This is a genomic window from Inquilinus limosus (assembly GCF_051487185.1).
GTDB lineage: Bacteria > Pseudomonadota > Alphaproteobacteria > DSM-16000 > Inquilinaceae > Inquilinus > Inquilinus limosus_F.
In genome coordinates, this window is the sequence record NZ_JAHVDK010000005.1 from 116,082 (window position 1) to 139,179 (window position 23,098).

22 protein-coding genes are annotated in these 23,098 nt (G+C 70.1%); 9 read left to right on the top strand and 13 right to left on the bottom strand.

Features of this window, described 5'->3' with window-relative positions:
- The first annotated feature begins 68 nt into the window (after nucleotides 1–68).
- The 6 genes from bamA (at nucleotide 69) to lpxB (ending at nucleotide 6,833) form a co-directional block, all read left to right on the top strand.
- Nucleotides 69–2,357, top strand: coding sequence for an outer membrane protein assembly factor BamA (bamA, locus tag KXR53_RS07475; protein ID WP_437374477.1), 2,289 nt, complete (start codon nucleotides 69–71; stop codon nucleotides 2,355–2,357).
- A 168-nt stretch (nucleotides 2,358–2,525) separates the two neighbouring features.
- Nucleotides 2,526–3,548, top strand: coding sequence for a UDP-3-O-(3-hydroxymyristoyl)glucosamine N-acyltransferase (lpxD, locus tag KXR53_RS07480; protein WP_437374478.1), 1,023 nt, complete (start codon nucleotides 2,526–2,528; stop codon nucleotides 3,546–3,548).
- 1 nt (nucleotide 3,549) lies between these two features.
- The gene (gene fabZ / locus KXR53_RS07485) at nucleotides 3,550–4,023 is read left to right on the top strand and encodes a 3-hydroxyacyl-ACP dehydratase FabZ (RefSeq protein ID WP_437374479.1); all 474 of its coding nucleotides are present in this window, start codon (nucleotides 3,550–3,552) and stop codon (nucleotides 4,021–4,023) included.
- The gene (gene lpxA / locus KXR53_RS07490; RefSeq protein WP_437374480.1) at nucleotides 4,020–4,829 is read left to right on the top strand and encodes an acyl-ACP--UDP-N-acetylglucosamine O-acyltransferase; all 810 of its coding nucleotides are present in this window, start codon (nucleotides 4,020–4,022) and stop codon (nucleotides 4,827–4,829) included. The genes fabZ and lpxA overlap by 4 nt, the downstream gene beginning before the upstream one ends.
- Nucleotides 4,819–5,646, top strand: a complete 828-nt coding sequence (locus KXR53_RS07495; RefSeq protein ID WP_437374481.1) for an LpxI family protein — start codon at nucleotides 4,819–4,821, stop codon at nucleotides 5,644–5,646. Before lpxA ends, KXR53_RS07495 begins: the two co-directional genes overlap by 11 nt.
- Complete coding sequence (gene lpxB, locus KXR53_RS07500; RefSeq protein WP_437374482.1) at nucleotides 5,646–6,833, top strand: lipid-A-disaccharide synthase; 1,188 nt, start codon at nucleotides 5,646–5,648, stop codon at nucleotides 6,831–6,833. Before KXR53_RS07495 ends, lpxB begins: the two co-directional genes overlap by 1 nt.
- On the opposite strand, the gene KXR53_RS07505 is transcribed toward lpxB, so the two are convergent.
- From KXR53_RS07505 to gltX, 3 genes are all read right to left on the bottom strand, one after another.
- Nucleotides 6,818–7,027 (bottom strand): hypothetical protein, encoded by a 210-nt coding sequence (locus KXR53_RS07505; protein ID WP_437374483.1) that lies wholly within the window; start codon nucleotides 7,025–7,027, stop codon nucleotides 6,818–6,820. The two genes, lpxB and KXR53_RS07505, sit on opposite strands and share 16 nt — an antisense overlap.
- Complete coding sequence (locus KXR53_RS07510; protein ID WP_437374484.1) at nucleotides 7,020–8,336, bottom strand: citrate synthase; 1,317 nt, start codon at nucleotides 8,334–8,336, stop codon at nucleotides 7,020–7,022. Before KXR53_RS07510 ends, KXR53_RS07505 begins: the two co-directional genes overlap by 8 nt.
- A gap of 185 nt (nucleotides 8,337–8,521) precedes the next feature.
- Nucleotides 8,522–9,931 (bottom strand): glutamate--tRNA ligase, encoded by a 1,410-nt coding sequence (gene gltX / locus KXR53_RS07515; RefSeq protein ID WP_437374485.1) that lies wholly within the window; start codon nucleotides 9,929–9,931, stop codon nucleotides 8,522–8,524.
- 169 nt (nucleotides 9,932–10,100) lie between these two features.
- Between gltX and KXR53_RS07520 the strand changes: the two genes are divergently transcribed.
- A complete protein-coding gene (locus KXR53_RS07520; RefSeq protein ID WP_437374486.1) occupies nucleotides 10,101–12,164 on the top strand; it encodes a ComEC/Rec2 family competence protein in 2,064 nt (687 codons plus the stop codon).
- Nucleotides 12,165–12,168: 4 nt separating this feature from the next.
- Here KXR53_RS07520 and KXR53_RS07525 read toward each other — a convergent pair whose 3' ends face one another.
- Nucleotides 12,169–13,023, bottom strand: coding sequence for a phytanoyl-CoA dioxygenase family protein (locus KXR53_RS07525; RefSeq protein ID WP_437374487.1), 855 nt, complete (start codon nucleotides 13,021–13,023; stop codon nucleotides 12,169–12,171).
- 105 nt (nucleotides 13,024–13,128) lie between these two features.
- Here KXR53_RS07525 and KXR53_RS07530 point away from each other — a divergent pair, with 105 nt between their 5' ends.
- Nucleotides 13,129–14,256 (top strand): Gfo/Idh/MocA family protein, encoded by a 1,128-nt coding sequence (locus tag KXR53_RS07530; RefSeq protein WP_437374488.1) that lies wholly within the window; start codon nucleotides 13,129–13,131, stop codon nucleotides 14,254–14,256.
- 3 nt (nucleotides 14,257–14,259) lie between these two features.
- Here the strand turns inward: KXR53_RS07530 and KXR53_RS07535 are convergent, their stop codons facing one another.
- A complete protein-coding gene (locus KXR53_RS07535; RefSeq protein ID WP_437374489.1) occupies nucleotides 14,260–14,982 on the bottom strand; it encodes an NIPSNAP family protein in 723 nt (240 codons plus the stop codon).
- 81 nt (nucleotides 14,983–15,063) lie between these two features.
- Here KXR53_RS07535 and KXR53_RS07540 point away from each other — a divergent pair, with 81 nt between their 5' ends.
- Nucleotides 15,064–15,693 (top strand): LmrA/YxaF family transcription factor, encoded by a 630-nt coding sequence (locus KXR53_RS07540; RefSeq protein WP_437374490.1) that lies wholly within the window; start codon nucleotides 15,064–15,066, stop codon nucleotides 15,691–15,693.
- Here KXR53_RS07540 and KXR53_RS07545 read toward each other — a convergent pair.
- The 8 genes from KXR53_RS07545 to KXR53_RS07580 form a co-directional block, all read right to left on the bottom strand.
- Entirely contained in the window at nucleotides 15,690–16,712 is a 1,023-nt protein-coding gene (locus KXR53_RS07545; protein ID WP_437374491.1) for a LacI family DNA-binding transcriptional regulator, read from the bottom strand. The two genes, KXR53_RS07540 and KXR53_RS07545, sit on opposite strands and share 4 nt — an antisense overlap.
- Before the next feature lie 46 nt (nucleotides 16,713–16,758).
- On the bottom strand, nucleotides 16,759–18,000 hold the full coding sequence (locus KXR53_RS07550; RefSeq protein ID WP_437374492.1) for a PQQ-dependent sugar dehydrogenase: 1,242 nt from the start codon (nucleotides 17,998–18,000) through the stop codon (nucleotides 16,759–16,761).
- Nucleotides 18,001–18,120: 120 nt separating this feature from the next.
- Complete coding sequence (lexA, locus tag KXR53_RS07555; protein WP_437374493.1) at nucleotides 18,121–18,849, bottom strand: transcriptional repressor LexA; 729 nt, start codon at nucleotides 18,847–18,849, stop codon at nucleotides 18,121–18,123.
- Nucleotides 18,850–18,979: 130 nt separating this feature from the next.
- Complete coding sequence (locus tag KXR53_RS07560) at nucleotides 18,980–20,179, bottom strand: molybdopterin molybdotransferase MoeA (protein WP_437374494.1); 1,200 nt, start codon at nucleotides 20,177–20,179, stop codon at nucleotides 18,980–18,982.
- Nucleotides 20,176–20,658: a cyclic pyranopterin monophosphate synthase MoaC gene (gene moaC / locus KXR53_RS07565; RefSeq protein ID WP_437374495.1), complete on the bottom strand. Its 483-nt coding sequence runs from the start codon at nucleotides 20,656–20,658 to the stop codon at nucleotides 20,176–20,178. Before moaC ends, KXR53_RS07560 begins: the two co-directional genes overlap by 4 nt.
- Nucleotides 20,655–21,476, bottom strand: a complete 822-nt coding sequence (gene trpC / locus KXR53_RS07570; RefSeq protein WP_437374496.1) for an indole-3-glycerol phosphate synthase TrpC — start codon at nucleotides 21,474–21,476, stop codon at nucleotides 20,655–20,657. Before trpC ends, moaC begins: the two co-directional genes overlap by 4 nt.
- A complete protein-coding gene (gene trpD / locus KXR53_RS07575) occupies nucleotides 21,473–22,507 on the bottom strand; it encodes an anthranilate phosphoribosyltransferase (RefSeq protein ID WP_437374497.1) in 1,035 nt (344 codons plus the stop codon). Before trpD ends, trpC begins: the two co-directional genes overlap by 4 nt.
- Nucleotides 22,504–23,088 carry an anthranilate synthase component II gene (locus KXR53_RS07580; protein ID WP_437374498.1) on the bottom strand — a complete coding sequence of 195 codons (585 nt, stop codon included), beginning with the start codon at nucleotides 23,086–23,088 and terminating at the stop codon, nucleotides 22,504–22,506. Before KXR53_RS07580 ends, trpD begins: the two co-directional genes overlap by 4 nt.
- Between the last annotated feature and the right edge of the window lie 10 nt (nucleotides 23,089–23,098).

Consider the following 23,098-nt stretch of genomic DNA (forward strand, 5'->3'; position numbering starts at 1 on the left):
AACCTCTCGCGCCGGCTCGCTCGGGGACGAGAGGGATGGGTGTGAGTTTGAGGGGAAAGCAGAAACCGATGTCGACCGTGACCTCCCGACTCTGGCTCGCGGCCGTGGCGGCTGTTGCTCTTGGAACGGCGCCGATGGCGGCGCCGGCGCAGACCCGCGGCGGGACCGTCGCCGACGTCAAGGTCGAAGGGTCGCAGCGGATCGAGCCGGCCACCGTGATCTCCTACATGGCGATCAAGCCGGGCGACGAGTACAGCGACCGGGCCGTGGACGAATCCGTTAAGAGCCTGTTCGCCACCGGCCTGTTCTCCAATGTCCAGATCCGGCGCGAGGGATCGAGCCTGGTGGTGACGGTCGAAGAGAACCCGATCATCAACGAGATCGCGTTCGAGGGGAACGACCGCTTCGACGACGCGAGGCTGACCTCGGAGATCGAGGAGCGCCCGCGGCAGGTCTACACCCGCACCAAGGCGCAGAGCGACGCCGACCGCATCCAGCAGCTGTACCGCCGCAGCGGTCGCTTCGCGGTCGCGGTCGAGCCGAAGATCATCCAGCTCGACCAGAACCGCGTGAATCTGGTGTTCGAGATCCGGGAGGGCGACCTCGCCCGGATCGAGCGGATCAACTTCGTCGGCAACCGCGCCTTCTCCAACAGCGACCTGCGCGACGAGATCCTGACCAAGGAGACCGAGTGGTGGAACATCCTCGCCACCAACGACACCTATGATCCGGATCGTCTCGCGGTCGACCAGGAGATGCTGCGCCGCTTCTACCTGAACCGCGGCTATGCGGATTTCCGCGTGGTCTCGGCGGTGTCGGAGCTGGCGCCGGACGGCGAAGGCTTCTTCATCACCTTCACGGTCGACGAGGGCGAGCGCTACAAGTTCGGCACGATCGACGTCAACAGCGCCCTGCCGGGCGTCACCCCGGAGGAGCTGAAGACCGTTCTCGTCAGCCAGGAGGGCGACTGGTACTCCAGCAAGGCGGTCGAGGATTCGATCCAGGCCCTGACCACCTATCTGGGCGACCGGCAATACGCCTTCGTCGACATTCAGCCCCGGGTGCAGCGCAACCGCGACGAGCAGCTGATCGCGATCACCTACGAGATCTCCGAAGGCCCGCGTGTCTTCGTCGAGCGGATCGACATCAGCGGCAACGTTCGCACCGCCGACGAGGTGATCCGCCGCGAGTTCGAGCTGGCCGAAGGCGACCCGTTCAACGCCTCCCGGCTTCGGAAGTCCGAGACCAACATCCGCAATCTCGGCTTCTTCAGCAAGGTGGACATCAAGCCGACCCCGGGCACCGCCGCGGACCAGACGGTGATCCAGGCGGCGGTGACCGAGCAGTCGACCGGCGAACTGCAGCTCGGCGTCGGCTACTCCACCAGCGACGGTCCGCTCGGCGACGTCACCATCCGCGAACGCAACCTGCTGGGCCGCGGCCAGGACCTGCGGCTGTCGACCTCGCTCAGCGGCGTGTCCTCGCAGATCGATCTGAGCTTCACCGAGCCGTATTTCCTCGGCCGGAACCTGGCGGCGGGCTTCGACCTGTTCCGCACCACCCGCGACAACCAGAGCTTCAGCTCCTACGACGAAACCAACACCGGTTTCGCGCTGCGCATGGGCTATCCGCTGTCCGAGAACCTGCGGCAGACCCTGCGCTACCGCCTGAACTACCGCCAGATCTCGGACGTCAGCGACGACGCCTCGCGTTTCATCAGGGAGCAGGAGGGCAACACGCTGTCCTCCGCGGTGCAGCAGACCCTGACTTATGACCGGCTGGACAGCCGCATCAACCCGACCGACGGCTACCGGATCACCCTGTCGAACGAGGTCGCCGGCCTCGGCGGCGACGTGCACTACTTCAAGACCCAGCTCAGCGCCGACTGGTACTATCCAGTCACCGAGTCCATGGTGCTGAACATCGGCGGCCAGGTCGGCAACATCATCGGTCTCGGCGAGGATGTCCGGATCAACGACCGCTTCTTCCTAGGCGGCAACTCCTTCCGCGGCTTCCGGACCGGCGGCCTCGGCCCCCGCGACCTCGACTCCGAGGACAAGGACGCGCTGGGCGGCAACAACTTCGCCCTCGGTTCGGTCGAGCTCAGCTTCCCGCTCGGCCTGCCCAGCGAATTCGCCCTGCAGGGTCATGCCTTCACCGATGTCGGCACGCTGTGGGGCGCGGACGACTCCGGCCCTGGCATCGTCGACGACGCGGCGCTGCGCGCTTCGGCCGGTGTCGGCGTGTCCTGGGCCTCGCCCTTCGGCCCGATCCGCCTCGACTACGCCTATCCCTTCGCCAAGCGGGACTACGACAAGCAGGAGCAGCTCCACATCAGCTTCGGCACGCGATTCTGATTGCTGCGGCGCCGGTCCGCATCCGTAATCGCGTAGCCATCCGCGGCGCCGGTGAGAGCCGGCGCCGCTTTCGTTGATCAGCGCTCCGAGTTCACGCCCGGGGCGCGACCCCGGCTGTTGGACGGGCAGGCAGCCGCCATCCGCCAGCCGTGAACAGAGAGAGCGCCTATGCCCGATCCGCGATTCTTTCGCAGCGCCGGTCCGTTCCCGCTCGGCCGCCTGGCCGAGATCGCCGGCGCGACCCTGGCGCCCGAGGCTGACCCCGATCGGCCGATCGCCAGCGTCGCGCCGCTCGACGCCGCCGGTCCCGACGACATCAGCTTCCTCGACAACCGCAAATATGTCGACGCCTTCGCCGCCAGCAAGGCAGGGGCCTGCGTGGTTGCACCGGCCCTGGCCGACCGGGCGCCGGCCGGCATGGCGTTGCTGCTGACGCCAAAGCCCTACAAGGGCTATGCGTTGATCGCCCAGGCCTTCTTCCCCGCGCCGGCGGCAAGGCCCGGCATCGCCGCCTCCGCCGTCGTCGACCCGACCGCGGTGGTCGGCGAGGGGGCGGAGATCGGCCCTGGGGCCGTGATCGAGGCGGGTGCGGAGATCGGCGCGGGCTGCCGGATCGGCCCGAACGCCGTGATCGGCGAGGGTGTGGTGCTGGGCGAGCGCAGCGTCGTCGGGGCAGGGGCGTCGCTGAGCCATTGTCTGGTCGGCGCGCGGGTCACGATCTATCCCGGCGCCCGCATCGGCCAGGACGGCTTCGGCTTTGCCATGGATGCCGAGGGCCATGTCCGCCTGCCGCAGCTCGGCCGCGTCATCATCGAGGATGATGTCGAGATCGGCGCCAACTCCACCATCGACCGCGGGGCCGGCCCGGACACCGTGATCGGCCGGGGAGCGATGATTGATAATCTGGTGCAGATCGGGCACAACGTGCAGGTCGGACGAGGCGCCGTCATCGTCGCGCAGGCAGGCGTGGCGGGGAGCACCAAGTTGGGCGATTTCGCCGTTCTGGCCGCCAAGGCTGGTGTCGCGGGCCATCTCACCATCGGTGCAGGGGCGAGGATCGCCGCGAATGCGGGGGTGATGCGCGACGTCGACCCCGGCGCGGAGGTGGTGGGTTCGCCCGCGATCCCGAAACGGCAGTTTTTCCGGCAGCAGGTCATGCTAGCGCGTCTAGCCGAAGGGAAGGGCGACTGAGATGGACGGAGCCGCCAGCGACAAGAACAACGTGTCGCAGCTGGACATCCTCAAGATCATGGAGATGATCCCGCACCGCTATCCGATGATCCTGGTGGATCGCGTGGTCGATGTGGTGCCGGACGTCAGCTGCGTCGGGATCAAGAACGTCACCATCAACGAGGGCTTCTTCCAGGGCCACTTCCCCCGCTACCCGGTCATGCCGGGCGTGATGATCGTCGAATCCATGGCGCAGACCGCGGCCGTGCTGGTGGTGGCGACGCTGGGCGAAGAGGCCAAGGGCAAGCTGGTCTATTTCATGACCGTCGACAGCGCCCGGTTCCGCCGGCCGGTGACCCCGGGCGACAGCCTGCGGGTCCATGTCCGCAAGCTGCAGCAGCGCCGCAACGTCTGGAAGTTCTCCGGCGAGGTGAAGGTCGACGGCACGCTGGTGGCGGAGGCGGAATTCGCCGCCATGATCATGGACGATCTATGACTTCTGCTACGATCCACCCGATGGCCCTGGTCGACCCCGCGGCGAAGCTCGGGGACGGCGTCCGGATCGGTCCGTTCTGCACCGTCGGCCCGGAGGTCGAGCTCGGCGACGAGGTCGAGCTGATCTCGCATGTCGTGGTCGCCGGCCGCACCAGCATCGGCCCGAAGACCAGGGTTTTTCCCTTCGTCTCGCTCGGCCTGCCGCCGCAGGACCTGAAGTTCGCCGGCGAGAAGTCGCAGCTGATCATCGGCGCCAACAACGTCATCCGCGAGCACGTGACCATGAATCCGGGCACGCGCGGCGACAAGATGAAGACCGTGGTCGGCGACAACTGCATGTTCATGGTGAACACGCATGTCGCGCATGACTGCATCCTCGGCAACAACATCATCATGGCCAACAACGCCGTCCTGGCCGGCCATGTGACGATTGAGGACCATGTCATCATCGGCGGCAACAGCGCCATCCACCAGCACATCCGCCTCGGCGCGCATTGCTTCATCGGCGGCATGACGCCGGTGCGCAACGACATCATCCCCTTCGGCCTGGCGATCGGCGAGACCGCGACGCTGAACGGGCTGAACCTGGTCGGGCTGAAGCGCCGCGGCTTCACCAAGCCGCAGATCCAGTCGCTGCTGGCCGCCTACCGCACGCTGTTCGACGGCGACGCCCAGTTCGCCGAGCGCGTCGAGGCCACGCGCGAGAAGTTCGGCGACAACGAGGTGGTGCAGCGCATCCTGGCCTTCATTGACGCCGATGCCGGCCGCAACGTGATGCAGCCCGCCCGCCGACGGCATGCCGGATAAGCTTGGCATTCTCGCCGCCGCGGGCCCGCTGCCCGGGCGGCTGATCGAGGCATGCCGCCAGGCGGGGCGGGACTTCGTCGTCGTCGCCTATCGCGGCATGACCGACCCGGCCCTGGTCGAGGGCGATGGGGTTCCGCATTTCTGGACCCGGCTGGGCGCCGCCGGCCGCTGGATCGAGGAGCTGAAGCGCCGGGGCGCCATGACCCTGTGCCCGGTCGGCAACATCCGCCGGCCGAGCCTGTTCGAGCTGATGCCGGACTTCAAGGCGGTGCGGATCCTCAGCCGCATCGGCTTCTCCTCGCTTGGCGACGACGCGCTGCTGACCGCGCTGCGCCGGGTGCTGCAGGATGAAGGCTTCCACCTTGTCGCCCTGCACGAGGTGATCGACGATTTCCTGGCCAAGCCGGGTCTCTTGACCCGGACCGCGCCGGACGAGCTGGCCCAGGCCGACATCGCCAAGGCGCGCGAGATTGCCCGCGAGATCGGCCGGCTCGACATCGGCCAGGGGGCGGTGGTGCAGCACGGCTATGTCCTGGCAGTCGAGGCGGCGGAGGGCACCGATGCGATGCTGCGCCGCTGCGGCCCGCTGGCGCGCCCAGGCCCTGGCGGCGTGCTGGTCAAGGCCAAGAAGCCGCAGCAGGACATCAGGCTGGACCCGCCGACGATCGGGGTCACCACGGTCGAGCTCGCCGCCGCCGCCGGGCTGCGCGGCATCGTGGTCGAAGCCGGCGGCGCCATGATCATCGACGTCGAGGCGGTGCGACAGGCGGCTGATCGGCTCGGTCTGTTCGTGCTCTGCCTGGCGGAGGGCGAGTGATGGCGCCCCACATCTTCCTGGTGGCGACCGAGCCGTCGGGCGACCTGATGGGCGCCAGCCTGATGACGGCGCTGAAGCGGCGGTGCGGCGACGGCGTGCGCTTCAGCGGCGTCGGCGGCGCCCGGATGGCGGCGGAGGGGCTGGACAGCCTGTTCCCGCTCGCCGACATCGCGGTGATGGGCGCGGTCGAGCTGGTGCCGCAGCTGCCGCGGCTGTTCGACCGGATCCGCCGCACCGCCGAGGCGGCGCTGGCCGCGAAGCCGGACGCGATGGTGTCGATCGACGGCCTCGCCTTCAACGCCCGGGTGGCAGCGCGGCTGGCGGACCGGACCTTCCCGATCGTGCATTTCGTCGCGCCCAAGGTCTGGGCCTGGCGGCCGGGCCGGGCGCGCAAGCTGGCGAAGCTGGTCGACCATCTGATGGTGCAGCTACCCTTCGAGCCGCCCTGGTTCGAGCGCGAGGGGCTGGCCACCACCTATGTCGGCCATCCGATCATCGAGACCGCGGCGGGGCAGGGGGAGGGCGCTCGCTTCCGCCAGGCGCACGGCATCGCGCCGGAGGCCAGGCTGCTGACCGTTCTGCCCGGCAGCCGGCGCGGCGAGATCCAGCGGCTGCTGCCGGTCTTCGGCGAGACGGTGCGGGCGCTGACCGCCCGGCATCCGGGGCTGCGTCTCGCGGTGCCCACGGTCGACACGGTGGCGGCGGCGGTGCGCGAGGCGGTCGGGTCCTGGCCCGGCGACCCGATCGTGATCGAGGGTGACGTCGAGAAGTATGACGCCTTCGCCGCCAGCGATGCGGCGCTCGCCGCCTCCGGCACGGTGGCGCTGGAGCTGGGGCTGGCGCGGGTGCCGAGCGTGATCGCCTATCGCGTCAACCCGGTTTCGGCCTTCGTCGTGCGGCGCATGCTGACGACGAAGTACGCCAACCTCGTCAACATCATGCTGGACCGCCCGGCGGTGCCGGAGCTGCTGCAGGAGAACTGCACGGCGGAGAAGCTGACCGCCGCGGTCGACCGGCTGCTGACCGATCCGGCGGCGGTCGCGGCGCAGCGCGCGGCCTATGACGAGGTGGCGAAGATGATGCTGCTGCCGGACGGCGCCGTGCCCGGAGACCGGGCGGCGCAGGTGGTTCTGGATGTGATCCGGCAGGGGCGGCAGAGGCCCGGCGCCGATCAGGAAAACAGATAGGTCAGCAGCGCCGCCCCAGCGAGGACCGCGAGGATGGCGGCGGCCGAGCGCAGCCAGATGCGCAAGGGTGGCCGATTCGAGTTCGCGGCCCGCGGCACCGGCCGGGGAATGGTCGAAATGCCGACCGGCCGGCCCGGGCGCCCCGTGGCGCGCGGGCCGGTGCGGTCGATCTGGGTGCTGCCTCGCCTAGCCACGCTCGCTCAGCGGCACGAAGGCGCGCGGCGTGTGGCCGGTGAAGAGCTGACGCGGCCGCCCGATCTTCTGGTGCGGGTCGCCGATCATCTCGGTCCACTGCGCGATCCAGCCGACGGTGCGTGCCACCGCGAACAGCACGGTGAACATGCTGGTCGGGAAGCCCATCGCCTTCAGGATGATGCCCGAGTAGAAGTCGACATTCGGGTACAGCTTGCGCTCGACGAAATACTCGTCCTCGAGCGCGATCTTCTCCAGCTCCATGGCGAGGTCGAGCAGCGGATCCTTGACCCCGAGCTCGCCCAGCACCTCGTAGCAGGTGGCGCGCATCACCTTGGCGCGCGGGTCGTAGTTCTTGTAGACGCGGTGGCCGAAGCCCATCAGCCGGAACGGGTCATCCTTGTCCTTGGCCCGCTTGACGTATTCGCCGACACGGTCCTTGGTGCCGATCTCGCCCAGCATCTTCAGCACCGCCTCGTTGGCGCCGCCATGGGCCGGACCCCACAGCGAGGCGATGCCGGCGGCGATGCAGGCGAAGGGGTTGGCGCCGCTGGAGCCGGCGAGGCGGACCGTCGAGGTCGAGGCGTTCTGCTCGTGATCGGCGTGCAGGATCAGGATGCGGTCCATGGCGCGGGCCAGGACCGGATTGATCTTGTACTCCTCCGCCGGCACGGCGAAGGTCATGTACAGGAAGTTCTCCGCGAAGCTGAGGTCGTTCCGCGGATACATGAAGGGCTGGCCGATCGAGTATTTGTAGGCCATCGCGGCCAGGGTCGGCAGCTTGGCGATCAACCGGTGCGATGCGACCTCGCGCTGGCGCGGATCATGGATGTCGGTCGAGTCGTGATAGAAGGCCGACAGCGCGCCGGTGACGCCGCACAGCACCGCCATCGGATGGGCGTCGCGGCGGAAGCCGCGGTAGAAGTGATGGATCTGCTCATGCACCATCGTGTGGCGCGTGATGGTGTGCTCGAACTCCGCCGCCTGGGCCGCATTCGGCAGCTCGCCATGGAGCAGGAGATAGCAGACCTCGAGGAAGTTGCTCCTCTCCGCCAGATCGTCGATGGCGTAGCCGCGGTGCAGCAGGATGCCTTCGTCGCCGTCGATGAAGGTGATCTGACTGTCGCAGGAGCCGGTCGAGGTGAAGCCGGGATCGTAGGTGAACATCCCGGTTTCGGCGTAGAGCTTGCGGATGTCGATGACGCTCGGGCCCATGGTCCCGTCGATCACGGGCAACTCCACCGACTTCCCGGTCGAGTTGTCGGTCAGCGTGACGGTCTTCTGCGCCACGGGGGTCTTCGTATCGGGCATGACGATGTCCTTGAGCGGGGGCTTCGTACTGGAAACGCAGATCATCCGCTCCGTCGGTCGCGAGGATAGTCGGCCGGCGGAGCAAGATCAACGCGACTTGGGTCCTCCCGACGATGGATTTCGATCGCCTGTTTTTTAGGCGTTCTTGGGATTAGTCTTCCAGATCAAAATGTTACCGGACCCCCTTAAGAGGGGCCGACAACATCGCGGATCCGCCGCAGCGCCTCATCGCGGCCGAGGATCGCGGCGACCTCGAAGATGCCCGGCGAGACGTTCGATCCGGTCAACGCCGCGCGCAGCGGCTGGGCCACCTTGCCCAGCTTCAACCCCTCGGCCTCGGCGAAGCGGTTGACCTCGGCTTCCAGCGCCGCCTCGGTCCAGTCGCTCAGGCCGGACAGCATCGGCAGCAGCCGGCCGACCAGGGCGCGGGCGTCATCGGTCAGGATCTTCTGCGCCGCTTCGTTCATCGGCAACGGGCCGGAGCGGAGATAGAACAGCGCACTGTCGGCCAGCTCGACCAGCGTCTTGGCTCGCCGCTTCAGGCCGTTCATGCCGAGCAGCAGGATCGCGCGGTCGGCATCGTCGAGCGAGCGGCCGAGCGCGGTCTCGAGATTCGGCGTGATCCGCTCCACCAGTTCCGTGTCCGGCGTCTCGCGCATGTAGATGCCGTTCAGGTTCTCCAGCTTGGCGAAATCGAGCCGCGAGGGCGAACGGCCGACGCCGTCGAAGTCGAACCACTCGATCGCCTTCTCGGTCGGGATCACCTCGTCGTCGCCATGGCCCCAGCCGAGCCGCAGCAGGTAGTTGCGCAGTGCCGCCGGCAGGTAGCCCATGTCGCGATAGGCCTCGATGCCGAGCGCGCCGTGCCGCTTCGACAGCTTGGCCCCGTCGGGCCCGTGGATCAGCGGGATATGGGCGAAGTCCGGCGGGGTTGCGCCGATCGCGTTGTACAGCTGCACCTGGCGGAAGGTGTTGGTCAGGTGGTCGTCGCCGCGGATGATCTGGGTGATGCCCATGTCGATGTCGTCGACCACCACCGACAGCATGTAGACCGGCGTGCCGTCGGCACGCAGCAGCACCATGTCGTCGAGCTGGTCGTTGCGCACGGTGACCTGGCCCTGGACCTTGTCCTCGACCGTGGTCTCGCCGGTCCGCGGCGCCTTCAGCCGGATGACGGGATCGACGCCCTTCGGCGCCTCGGCCGGGTCGCGGTCGCGCCAGTAGCTGGTGTAGGTGTGCAGCGGCTTGCCTTCGGCCCTGGCCCGCTCGCGCATCGCCTCCAGCTCCGCCGGCGAAAGCCAGCAGTGATAGGCCTTGCCTTCGGCCAAAAGCTGCCGGGCCACGGCGGCATGCCGCTCCCGCCGCTCGAACTGGGACACGATCTCGCCGTCCCAGTCCAGCCCGAACCAGGCCAGCCCGTCGATGATCTTCCGCACCGCGTCTTCGGTGGAGCGGGCGCGGTCGGTGTCCTCGATGCGCAGGCGGAAGACGCCGCCGTGGTGGCGTGCATAGAGCCAGTTGTACAGGGCCGTCCGGGCCCCGCCGATATGCAGGTAGCCGGTCGGGGAGGGGGCGAAACGGGTCACGACCGTCATGGGCCAAATTCCACAGGGGCTGCTACGATGAATGCGAGAGGTCCATAGCATAGGCCTTCGGCCCATGGCTAATGCGGGGGCATCGGTCGGAGTTCCGAAGTCCGTGCGGGCGTCGCTGCGGCGGCTCGGGCCCGGCGGATGGCGGATTGCCCGGCCGGATTGGGCGGGATTGTTCGATGCCCTGGCCGGCGGCGTGCGGCGCCGGCTGGTGCTGCTGGTGCCGTGCGGCCTCGGTACCGGCATCGGCATGTATTTCGCCCTGCCGTCGGAGCCGCCGCTCGCGGCCGGGCTGGGGGCACTGGTCCTATCCGGCCTGCTGACGCTGCTGCTGCGCCGGCGGCCGCGGGCGCTGTGCTTCGCCGCGCTGCTGCTGGCCGTCGCGGTCGGCTTCCTGGCGGCGGAGCTGCGCACCCGGATGGTGTCGGCACCGCTGCTCGACCGCGAGCGGCGCAGCCTCGTGACCGGAACGGTCGAAAGCGTCGATCTGCTCCCGCACGGCGTGCGTGTGGTGCTCGACGAGCTGACGGTGGAGGGGCTGGCGCCGGAGGCGACCCCGGCGGCGGTGCGGCTGCGGCTGCTCGGCGCGGAGCAGGCGCCCGCGGCCGGGGACCGGATCCGGGTGCGGGCGACGCTGGCGCCGGTGGATGGCCCGGCCTATCCGGGCGGCTTCGACTTTCGGCGGCAACTATTCTTCCAGGGCATCGGCGGCACCGGCTTCGCCATGGGGCGGGTGGAGCGGCTGGATGCCGTCGACCCGGCGCCGTCCAGCCTGGCCCGGCTGCAGGACGGCATCGCCGCCCGGGTGCGGGCACAGATCGGCGGCGATGCCGGCGCCATCGCCGTCGCCTTCCTGACCGGCGAGCGGGCCGGGATCAGCGACCAGGCCAACGAGGCGATGCGCGATTCCGGCCTGGCCCATCTGCTGTCGATCTCTGGCATCCATATCAGCCTGGTGGCGATCCTGCTGCTCGGCGGCATCCGGCTGGGCCTGGCGCTGGTCGAGCCGGTGGCGCTGCGCTGGCCGATCAAAAAATGGGCGGCCGGCGTCGCCCTCCTCGGCATCATCGTCTACACGGTGCTGGTCGGTGCTTCCGTGCCGACCGTGCGGTCCTGCGTCATGACCGGCGTGGTGCTGCTGGCGGTGATGGCCGACCGCGTGGCGATCTCGATGCGGCTCGTCGCCCTGGCGGCCACCGTGGTCCTGCTGACCGTGCCCGAGGCTTTGCCGGGACCGAGCTTCCAGATGTCCTTCGCCGCGGTGATCGCGCTGATCGCGGCCTATGAGGCGCTGCGGCCGCATCTCGCCCGATGGCGGGGCGAGGCTGGGCCGGCCCGCCGCGTCCTGCTCTATCTTGGCGGCATCGTGCTGACCACCCTGGTCGCCACGGTCGCGACCACGCCCTTCGCCATCTTCCATTTCCAGCGCTTCGCCCCGCTGGCGGTGGCCGCCAACCTGATGGCGATCCCGCTGACCTCGCTCTGGATCATGCCCTGCGTGCTGCTGGCCTATCCGGCCATGCTGCTGGGCCTCGACGGATTGGTGCTGCCGCTGCTGGGCTGGGGCATCGAGGCGATGCTGTGGGTGGCGAACACCGTCTCCGCCTGGCCGCTGGCCGCCTTCGCCGTGCCGGCGATTCCGGCCTGGGGGCTGGTCGCCGGCGCGGTCGGCGGGCTGTGGCTCTGCCTCGCCGCGGGGCGGCTGCGCCTTCTGGGGTTGCTCGCCCTGCCGGCGATCCTGGTGGCGGCGCTGTCGGCGCCGCAGCCGCAGATCCTGGTCGACGCCACCGGCCGGCTGGCGGCGGTGCGGGTGCCGGACGGGAGCCTCGCCTTCTCGACCCGCCGCAGCGAACGCTTCATCCGCGAGATCTGGCTGCGGGCCGAGGCGGCGGCGGAGGACGCGCCCTGGCCGCCGCAGGGCGCCGCGGCCGGCGGGCGGCTGGCCTGCGACCCGCGCGGCTGCGTCTACCGCTTCGGCGACAGGACGGTCGCCTTCACCCGCGACGGCGAGGGTTTCGACGACGACTGCGCCGGTGCCGATCTCGTGATCACCGATCTGGTGGCGCCGCGCTGGTGCCGGCCGCGCTTCGGCGTCTGGGACCGCTTCGACCTGCGCCGCGCCGGCGGCATCGCCGTCGATCTGTCCGGCCCGGAGCCGGAGGTGGCCACGGTGGCCGAGGCGGTCGGCGACCGTCCCTGGGCCCCGGCGCCGTTCCGCGCGGCGGCGCCCGAGTGACCGGTCAGCGCGCCGTCGCCATCATCCGGCCTTCGGCGTTGCCGGCCTTGGCCGCGTCCAGCACCTCGGGATAGGGGTAGTTCAGCCCCAGCAGCTGGCGCAGGTCGGGGCTGGCCTGCTCGACGAAGGCACGGGGCAGGGCGGCCGGCATGTCCTCCATCGGCTTCACGAATTTCGGCAGGTACTGGATCAGGATCGCCGACCGGTCCTGCCGCGACCGGTTCGGCATGGCGCAGTGCCAGACCGCGCCGAAGAACACGACGGTGTCGCCCGGCTCGCCCAGCATGCGGGCGCAGCGCTCGTGGAAGCGGTCGCTTTCGGCCGGGTAGCGCAGCGCCTTCTGCGTCCCCGGCACATAGGCGGTGGCGCCGGTCTCCTCGGTGAAGGGGTCCAGCAGGATCGTCGCCTGGGCATTCAGCGGGAAGGAGCCGTTGATCCGCACCGGATGCGATTCCGGCTTGTGCATGTCCCAGTAGGGATAGTCGATGTGCGGCTCCTGGCCCGGGCCGCCGGGCAGGATGCGGTTGGCCGCGATCGACCCCATGATGAACTCGCTGCCCAGGAAGGCTCGCATCACCGCCATCAGCGTCGGATGCGCCGCCATGCGCGAGAACACCTCGCCCTTGGCCAGCAGGTTCCACACCCGGCGCTGCAGGTCGATCCGGCCTTCCTGCTCGGCCGCGCCCTGGAAATGCGTGACCTTGGGGGCGCCGCTCTCGGATTCGCGCATCACCACGGCGCGCGCCTCGGCGATCTCCGCCGGGGTGAACAGGCCGCGCAGCAGCACCGCGCCCGGGCCGTCCAGCAGCTCCGCCACGATCTCCGCCGGGTCGAGGGTGTCCTGGGTAAAGGTCTTCATGCGTTCCTCCCTTTCTCGGATAGCAGCGTACCCGATTTGCAAGCGCTTGCAAATCGGGTGGAGGCCGATAGAGTCGGGAGAACGAGCGGGCAGGGAGGATCAAAGATGACGCGGACGCTGCGGATCGGGCTGATCGGCGCCGGTTATATGGGCAAGGCCCACACCATCGGCCTGCAGCTGGTGCGCACGGCGTTTCAGCCGCCGCTGATCCCGGTCTGCGAGATGATCTGCAGCACCACGGAGGAGGGTGCGGCCAGGCACGCCGAGGCCTGGGGATGGAACCGCTCGACCGCGGACTGGCGGGCGCTGGTGGCCGATCCGGCGGTCGACGCGGTCATCATCGCCACACCGCCGCGCACCCACCTGGCGATGGCGACCGAGGCGCTGCGTCTGGGCAAGCCGGTGTTCTGCGAGAAGCCCCTGGGTTGCGACCCGGCCGAATCCAGGGCGATGGTGGAGGCGGCGGAGGCGGCAGGCGTCACGACCATGGTCGGCTTCAACTACATCCGTACCCCGGCCAGCCAGCTGGCCAAGCAGATCATCGCTTCCGGCGAGATCGGCGAGGTGATCCAGGTCACCGCCGAGCATGTCGAGGACTATCTGCACGACCCGCGGGCACCGGCCTCCTGGCGCACCCGGATCGCCACCGCGACCGAGGCCGGGGCGCTGGGCGATGTCGCCCCGCACATCATCAACGCCTGCCTGCGGCTGGTCGGGCCGATCGAGTCGCTGGTGGCGGATCTGAACATCGTTCAGCCGGTGCGTCCGGGGCCTGAGGGCGAGGAGCGGGTCGAGAACGACGACCAGGGCCAGATGCTGCTCCGCTTCGCCAACGGCGCCACCGGCTCGCTCAGCTTCAGCCGCGTCGCCGCCGGCCGGAAGATGGGCTACACCTACCGCATCACCGGCACCAAGGGCGCCCTGGCCTTCGACCAGGAGAACCAGAACGAGCTCTGGCTCTACGATGCCGCGCGGCCGACGGCGCGCCAGGGCTTTCAGCGCCTGCTGACCGGGCCGGCGCACCCCGACTACCTGGCCTTCAACCAGGGCGTCGGCCACGGCACCGGCTACAACGAGCAGATCGCGATCGAGGCGCGCGACTTCCTGGAGGCGGTGGCGACCGGCCGGCCGGTCTGGCCGACCTTCCGCGACGGCTGGGAGGTCGACCGGGTCGTGGCCGCCGCCCTTCGCTCGGCCCGCGAGCGCGCCTGGGTGCGGATCGCGGAGGTTTGAGCCTCAGCGCAGCCGCGAACGCGCCGTCGGCGACAGCAGCGCCACCTCGGGCGGCTGGGCCAGATGCGGCCGCAGCGCCGCGGCGAAGTCCGGGGCGAGGGCGGCGGCATGGCGCTCATAAGCGGCGCGGTCGGGGAAGCGGGAGAACCAGACGAAGACCCGAGCGTCCGCACGCACCGGCAGGGCCGGGAAGCCGTTCTCGGCGTGCTCGCTGACGAAGGCCGCCAGGATGGGTATGCCGGCATCGCGCAGCGCGGGGGCCAGGACGGTCTCGAACACCTTCGGAGATCTGGCCTCTGCCGCCGGGTCCAGATGCCAGATGGTGGCCACGATGATCCCGTCGGGAAGCGCGCCCTGACCCGGGGCAGGGCGGTCGCAGTCGAGCCGGAACCCCGCTTCCGGATGCGCCGGCCGCAGCAGCAGGACGTCGTCCGAATCGATCATGGAGGCGTTGGCGGCGTCGCGGTGCGCCTGCCAGACCGGCCCGCCATAGAAGGCGCGCAGCGACTCCGTCCTTGAACGCATGTCCGGAAAGCCGCGCAGCCAGACGAAATGGTCGGCCGCGTCGAGATCGCGGAACTGGCCGATGACGTCGATCCCGACCGCCTCCTGCGTCTCGACGAATTCCCGGTCGAACAGCGCGATCAGCGCCTCGCGCTGCCCGGGACGCAGCGTGTAGCGCCGCAGCTCCACGATCGGGCTGAAACTCCGAATCGCTCCCACCATGCGTCTCCTTGAAAACAGACCGGTTGTCCGGTTCTAAAACAGACTGATTGTCCGGTTGAGTCAATATGCTAGGGTCGCGGCATGACCGAGACGGCGAGCGGAAACACGCGGAAGCGCAGCTACGACCCCGAGGGGATGCGGCGGCGCCTGCTGGACGTGGCGGCGGAGGCGTTCCAGTCCCGCGGCTATCAGGCCACCGGCATGCATGAGCTGATGCGCGAGGCCGGGGTGACAGGCGGGGCGCTGTATCATCACTTCCCGACCAAGAAGGCGCTCGGCCTTGCGGTCATCCGCGACCGGGTGGCGCGGGAGGTGGAGGAGACCTGGATCGAGCCCCTCCGCGCGGCGCCGGACGCGCTGCAGGGCATCGCCGGGGTGTTCGAGCGCATCGCCGCGGGGCTGCGGCGCGGCGCCGTCTCGGGCTGTCCGCTGAACAACCTGGCGCTGGAGCTGTCGCTGGCCGATCCGGAGTTCCGCACTGCGCTGCAGACAGTGTTCGAGGCCTGGCGCACGGCGATCGCGGACCGGCTGCGGGCCGACCAGGCGGCCGGCCGGCTGGCGGCAGCGGAAACCGACGACCTCGCCGCCTTCGTCGTCGCCGCCTATTCCGGGGCGATGGCGCAGGCCAAGGCGCAGCAGGACGCGGCCCCGCTGGAGGCCTGCGCCCGGCAGCTGATGCGGTGCCTGGAGGGGTTGAGGACCGGTCCCTAGAGGCTGTCCCGCTCGACCAGGGCGATGTCGAACAGACGGCCTCGGATCGGATGATCCGCGTCGGCCAGGCGGGCGGCGATCTGGTCGATGGCGTGGCGCACCATCTCGGCCATGGGCTGGCGGATCGTGGTCAGGCGATAACCGGGCCAGGCGGCTAGCGGCATGTCGTCGAAGCCGACCACGCCGATCTCCTCCGGCACCGCGAGCCCACGCTCGCGGCAGGCGTCGATGGCGCCGAGCGCCAGGATGTCGTCGCCGCAGAACACCGCCTGCGGCCGGTCTCGGTCGAGCAGGGCGTGCATGCCGCGGCGGCCGTGCTCATGCGAATAGTCGCCGGCGAACGCCGTGGCCACGGGCCGCAGGCCGCCCTTGGCCAAGCCCTGCGTGAAGCCGGCGGCGCGATCGACGGAAGACGAGTCGGTCTCCGCCCCGCCCAGGAAGGCCAGACGCCGCAGGCCGCGCGCCAGCATCGCCTCGGCGACCAGGCGTCCGCCGGCAACGTTGTCGACTGTCACGACCGGCACCGGCGTCTCCGGCCCGGCCCGGCCGAATACATGCACCACCGGCAGCCCGGCGCGGGCACAGGATTCGGCGAAACCCTCCGGCGGTGCGGAGGTGGCGATCAGCACCGCATCGACACTGTATTGCAGCATCATGTCGAGCGCGGAATCGGCGCCGCCTTCGTCCGACAGGTTGGCGATCAGCGGCCGCAGCCCGCGGCGCTGCAACTCCCGCGTGAACAGGTCGAACACATCCATGAAGGCGGGATTGGCGAAATGGGTCGAGACCAGCCCGACCAGCTCGGTCCGGCCGGTCATCAGGCTGCGCGCCAGCTGGTTGGGGCGGTAGCCCAGCGCCTCCGCCGCCGCCAGCACCCGGGCCCGCGTCCGGGGCGAGACGCTGGCGTGCTTGGTGAAGGTGCGGGAGACGGCGGAGATCGATACGCCGGCCGCCTCGGCGACCTGCTGCGCCGTGACCCGCTCGGACCTCGGCGGCCGCTGCCCGGCCCGGCTGCTCACGGCGCGCCTCCGAAACGGAGGCTTTCCGGTCCGGAAGGGTGCCCGATCAAGGCGAGGCAGCGGGTTGGAGGCGGGCGAGCCGCAGCAGCGTGCCGTTGTGGTCTTCGGTGATCAGGACGCTGCCGTCGGCCATCTCGGCGAGCCCGAGCGGCGCGCCCTGCGGCCGGACCCCTTTGGCAGAGTCCCAGCCCCAGACGAGCGGCTGCGGCTTGCCTTGCGGCATTCCCTTATCGTCGATCGTCAGCATCACGATGCGATGCCCGGTGTCGCGATAGCCGTGATAGGCCATCAGCAGCCGCCCATCGAGCCCGGGCAGCGTCGATCCGCGATAGACGAGCATGCCGAGCGGGGCGGCGTGCGGCGGCAGGAGCAGGGTCGGTGTCTGTGTCTTGCCGCAATCGAAATGCGGGTATTCGGGGCTCGGCCGCTGTTCGTCATAGCAGTATGGCCACCCGTAATCGGCGCCTTCGCGCAGCACCGCGTAGAAGTCGTGCGGCAGCGCCTCGTCCGACAGGCTGGGGTCGGCCTGGTCGATGGCGTCCCGCGCATTCACCAGGGCCAGCGGCGTACCATTCGGCAGCACCCAGAGCGCCATGCTGTTGCGCAGGCCGCGGGCGAAGGGGACGAGCTTATGTGCATCCGCGGGAAGGGCGTCGGGCGCCAGGCGCAGCACGCTGCCGCGCGGCGGCGTGCTTTCCGTCTCCGGGCACGGCTTGGCGGGATCCGGGGCCGAGTCGTCGTCGCGCTCGCAATGATCGGTCGCGGAGCCGACATTGACGAAGAGCGCGCCGTCCGGCGCCAGAGCCAGGGCCGACAGTGGATGCCGGCCGTCACTCGGCAGGCCGGTCACGACGTCGCGCAGCGTCGCTGCCGGCTGCTCCGCCTTCGGATCGACGGACACCACCCGGCCGGCCAGGCCCAGGAGCAGCCTGCCGTCCCCGGTCGGCACCAGGGCGTTCGGCCGGTCCAGCTTGGTCAGCAGGACCTGCGGCGCCGCATGGCCGCCGTCGGGGATCCGCAGCAGCCGGCCGCGCCCCTTCTCCCAGCTGCCCATGTCGGCGATATAGATGTCGTTGCCGATCACCGCCACGCCTCGCGCGAATCCGAGGCGGGCCGCGACCAGGCCGACGCAGAGGCCGGGCGGGGAGCGAAGCGAGATTTTCGGAAAGCCGTCGCAGTCGCCAGAGGTGCGATAGGTACCGGCCGCCTCGGCCGGCATGCTGGCGAGGGCACCGACACAGGGCAGAATGAGAGCCAACAGGCGGATCACCCATCGATGCAGAGTCATGCCCAGGCTTTCTGGTCTCGACAGAACGCTGCACAGATGGCCGTACAAACCGGAATTCGGCAACACCTGGAATCAATCGGGAGGCCGTCCCCGCCGCGAGCGGCCGGGACGGCCGGCTTGTCAGGAATAGGTTCGCAGCAGCCCAACCAGGCGGCCCTGGATGCGGACGCGGTCAGGCGAGAGATAGCGGGTTTCATAGGCCCGATTGGCGGCTTCCAGCCCGACCGTGCTGCCCTTCTTCCGCAGCCGCTTCAGCGTCACCTCGTTCTCATCGACCAGGGCGACGACGATGGTGCCCGCATCGGCCGCGTCGCAGCGCTTGATGATAACGGTGTCGCCGTCGAGGATCCCGGCCTCGACCATGCTGTCGCCGGCGACCTCCAGCGCGTAATGCTCGCCTGGGCCGAGCAGCGAGGCCGGAATTTCGGCGTAGTTGGAATGGTCGCGCAGCGCCTCGATCGGCATGCCGGCGGCGATCCGCCCGTAGAGCGGCAGGCGGACGCCGTGCTCAGGGCCGGCGAGATCGGCGCGTTCCAGCTTGCGGCCGGGCAGGGCGGCTTCCGACCGCGGCGGGCGGAAGGGAACGACGTTGTCATCCTCGGCCGGTGCCGTGGACGGTGCCTCCGTTTTCAGGCATTCCGGCAGGCGCAGCACTTCCAGCGCCCGTGCCCGGTGCGGCAGTCGCCGAATAAAACCGCGCTCCTCGAGGCCGGTGATCAGTCGATGGATGCCCGATTTCGACTTGAGATTGAGAGCATCCTTCATCTCGTCGAAGGAGGGACTGACGCCATCCGCCTCCAGGCGGCGGTGAACGAACAACAACAACTCCTGTTGCTTTCGCGTCAGCAAGGCTTCCTCCGTTCGCAGCGGCCGCGGCGCGGCCGAATCCCTAAGGGAGAAGATAGGAGGAACAAAACAAAAACACAAGGGGCCAACTTTGTCGCAGAAGCTTCTTTACTTCGATGTAACGATCGCCGGGTCAGATTCCGTCGCCGAACAGCACCGCCTCGACCGTTTCGCCGCGCGTCGCGGCGGGGGCGTGCGGCGGCCGCACGACCAACCCGTCGGCCGCGGCCAGCAGCGACAGCATCGAACTGTCCTGGGTCGGGAACGGGGTGGCAACATGACCCGAACCCGTCCGCTCGATCCGCGCCCGTAGATAATCCTCGCGGCGGTCATTGGCCGGCAGGTCGCGGCCGAGGGCCGCCATGACGCGAGTCTCCGGCGCCTCGGCCCCCTGCAGCGCCCACAGCACCGGGCGCAGGAACAGCCAGGCGCAGACCATGGTCGAGACCGGATTGCCGGGCAGGCCGAGCAGCGGCGTGTCGCCGAGCCGGCCGAACATCAACGGCTTGCCCGGCCGCATCGCGATCTTCCAGAAATCGAGCGCCAGGCCGCGCTCGCCGAGGACCGAGCGGATCAGGTCGTGCTCGCCGACCGAGGCGCCGCCGGTGGTGACGATCAGGTCGGCGCCACGGGCGCCGGCGGCGAGGGCCGCCAAAGATTCGGCGTCGTCGCGGGCGATGCCGAGATCGACCGGCTCGCCGCCACAGCCCCGGATCAGCGCCGCCAGGGCATGGCTGTTGGAGCTGACGATCTGGCTCGGGCCTCGCGCCTCGCCCGGCAGCACGATCTCGTCGCCGGTCGCCAGCACCGCCACCCGGGGACGCCGGCGCACGCGCAGCCAGGGATGGTCGGACGCGGCGGCGATGCCGAGGTCGCGCGCGGTCAGGCGGCGGCCGGGCTGCAGCAACACGTCGCCGGCGCGGAAGTCGAGCCCGGCCTTGCGCACATGGCGGCCGGCGGCGACACCTTCGCGCACGGTGATCCGCTCGCCCTCGGCGTCGGCATCCTCCTGCAGCACCACGGCGTCGGCGTCGTCGGGCAGCGGTGCGCCGGTGAAGATGCGGACGCATTGCCCGGGCCCAACCGAGCCCTCGAAGCGCCCGCCGGCCGGCACCCGGCCGATCTCGCGCAGCGTCGCCGGCACCTTGGCGACATCGACGGCGCGCACCGCCCAGCCGTCCATGGCCGAGACGTCGAGCGGCGGCTGGGTCAGCCGCGCCGCCAGCGGCTCGGCCAGAATCCGCCCCAGCCCGGCGGGCAGGGGCACGGTCTCCGCCGGCAGGGCGGAGAAGGCGGAGAGGATGCGGGCGCGGGCCTCGGCGACCGGGATCATGGCGCGGCCTCATAGGTGCCGGACCGCCCGCCGGATTTGTGCAGCAGGCGCAGATCGGTGACCGCCATGCCGCGGTCGACCGCCTTGCACATGTCGTAGACGGTCAGGGCGGCGACCGAGGCGGCGGTCAGCGCCTCCATCTCCACCCCGGTGCGGTGGGTGACCTTGACGGTGGCCTCGATCTCGACCCGGCTGTGCTCGGCGTCGCAGCGCAGCGCCAGCTCGACGCTGGACAGCGGCAGCGGGTGGCACAGCGGGATCAGATCGGCGGTGCGCTTGGCCGCCATGATGCCGGCGATCCGGGCGATGCCCAGCACGTCGCCCTTGGCGTGGCCGCCGGAGGCGATCAGCGCCAGCGTCTCCGGCTTCATCTCGACCCGGCAGCCGGCCCGCGCCACCCGAACCGTCGCCTCCTTGTCGGAGACGTCGACCATGCGCGCCTGTCCGGCCGCGTCGAAATGGGTGAGGCCGCTGGTCATGCCGCCGACGACCTCTCCTCCCGCGCCAGCAGCGCGCGGGTGGCGGCGGCGACGTCGGCGTGGCGCATCAGGCTCTCGCCGATCAGAAAGGTGGTGGCGCCGGCGCGTGCCATCCGGGCCAGATCGGAGGGGGTGAACAGGCCGCTCTCCGCCACTAGAAGCCGGTCGCCCGGCACCTGCGCCGCCAGCGCCTCGGTGGTGGCGAGGTCGACCTGCAGGGTCTTGAGGTTGCGGTTGTTGATGCCGATGAGGGGCGAGCGCAGCGTCAGCGCCCGGTCCAGCTCCGCCGCGTCATGCACCTCGACCAGCACGTCCATGCCGCTGTCGATCGCAACCTGCTCCAGCTCGCGGGCGGTGGCGTCGTCCAGCGCCGCCATGATCAAGAGGATGCAGTCGGCGCCGAGAGCCCGGGCCTCGTCGATCTGGTACGGATCGATCATGAAGTCCTTGCGCAGCACCGGCAGGTCGACGGCGTTGCGCGCCGCGGCCAGGTATTCGTCGGCGCCCTGGAAATAGGGCGCGTCGGTCAGCACCGACAGGCAGGTGGCGCCGCCGTCGCGATAGGCGCGGGCGAGGGCGGGCGGGTCGAAATCCGGCCGGATCAGCCCCTTGGAGGGCGAGGCCTTCTTGATCTCGGCGATCAGGCCGTAGCGGCCTTCGGCCCGCGCCCGCTGCAGCGCCGCCAGGAAGCCGCGCGGCGGCGCGGCCCGGTCGGCCAGCGACGCCAGCCGACCGATCTCAGCCGGCGGCACCGCGGCCTTGCGGGCTTCGACATGCCGGCGCTTGTCGGCGAGGATGCGCGCGAGGGTGTCGCTCATGCCGTTCCCTGGCTCGTGATCCGGACCAGCCGCTCGAGCACATGGGCAGCCGATCCGTCGTCGATGATGCGGGCCGCGAGCGCGGCGCCGTCGGTCAGTGTAGAGACGCGGTCGGCGACGATGAAGCAGGCTGCGGCGTTCAGCAGCACGATGTCGCGATAGGCGCCGCGGGTGCCGCCCAGCACCGCGCGCAGGGCGGCGGCGTTGGTCTCCGGATCGCCGCCTCTCAGCTGGTCCGGGGTGGCACGGGGCAGCCCGGCATCCTCCGGCGTCACGGTCAGGCGCCGGATCTGGCCGCCGCGGAGCTCGGCCACCGCGGTCGGACCGGTGGTGGTCATCTCGTCCAGCCCGTCGCTGCCATGCACCACCCAGGCGGTCTCGCTGCCCAGCTGGTTGAGGGCCTCGGCCACCGGCTCGACCCAGGCCTCGGCGAAGACGCCGAGCAGCTGGCGCTTGACCCCGGCCGGGTTGGCCAGGGGGCCGAGCAGGTTGAAGATGGTGCGGGTGCCCAGCTCCTGCCGCGCCGGGCCGACGTGGCGCATGGCGCTGTGGTACAGCGGCGCGAACAGGAAGCCGATATGGGCTTCCCACAGCGCCTCGCGCATCACCTCGGGAGGCGCCTCGACATTGACTCCCAGCTCGGCCAGCACGTTGGCGGCGCCGGTCAGGCTGGAGGCGGCGCGGTTGCCGTGCTTGGCCACCGGCACGCCCGCCCCGGCCAGGACGAAGGAGACGGCGGTCGAGACGTTGAAGGAGCCGGAATTGTCGCCGCCGGTGCCGCAGCAGTCGATGGCGCCCTCCGGCGCATCGATGGTCACCGCCTTGTCGCGCATCACCCGGGCGGCGGCGGCGATCTCCTCCGGCGTCTCGCCGCGCACGCGCAGCGCCATCAGGAAGCCGCCGATCTGCGCTGGCGTCGCCTCGCCGGACATGATGATCTCGAAGGCGGCGCGGGCGTCGGCGGCGTCCAGCGGCCGGCCCAGGGCGGCCTTGGCGACGAACGGCTTGAGGCTGTCGATGCCGGTGCTCATGCCGCGTTCCGCCGTTCCGCGATGGCCAGGAAGTTCTGCAGGATCTTGTGGCCGAACTGCGAGGCGATGCTTTCCGGATGGAACTGCACGCCGTGGATCGGCAGGGTCTTGTGCCGCAGCGCCATGATCACCCCGTCCTCGGTCCAGGCCGTGGCCTCCAGCTCGTCCGGCATGCTGTCGGGCGCGATGGTCAGCGAGTGGTAGCGGGTGGCCTCGAAATTATCCGGCAGCCCGGCCAGCACACCGCCGCCATGATGGTGGACGTGGCTGATCTTGCCGTGCATCGGCTCCGGTGCGCGCACGATCCGGCCGCCGAAGACCTGGCCGATCGCCTGGTGGCCGAGGCAGACGCCGAACACCGGTACCCGGCCGGCCGCGGCCCGGATCAGATCCATGCAGATGCCGGCCTTGTCCGGGTCGCAGGGGCCGGGCGAGATGACGATGCCGTCGGGCCGCAACGCCAGAGCCTCGTCGACCGTCAGCGCGTCGTTGCGGCGGACATCGGTGTCCGCCCCGAGCTCACCGAGATAGTGGACCAGGTTGTAGGTGAAGCTGTCGTAGTTATCGATCAGCAGAAGCATGGGATTCGCC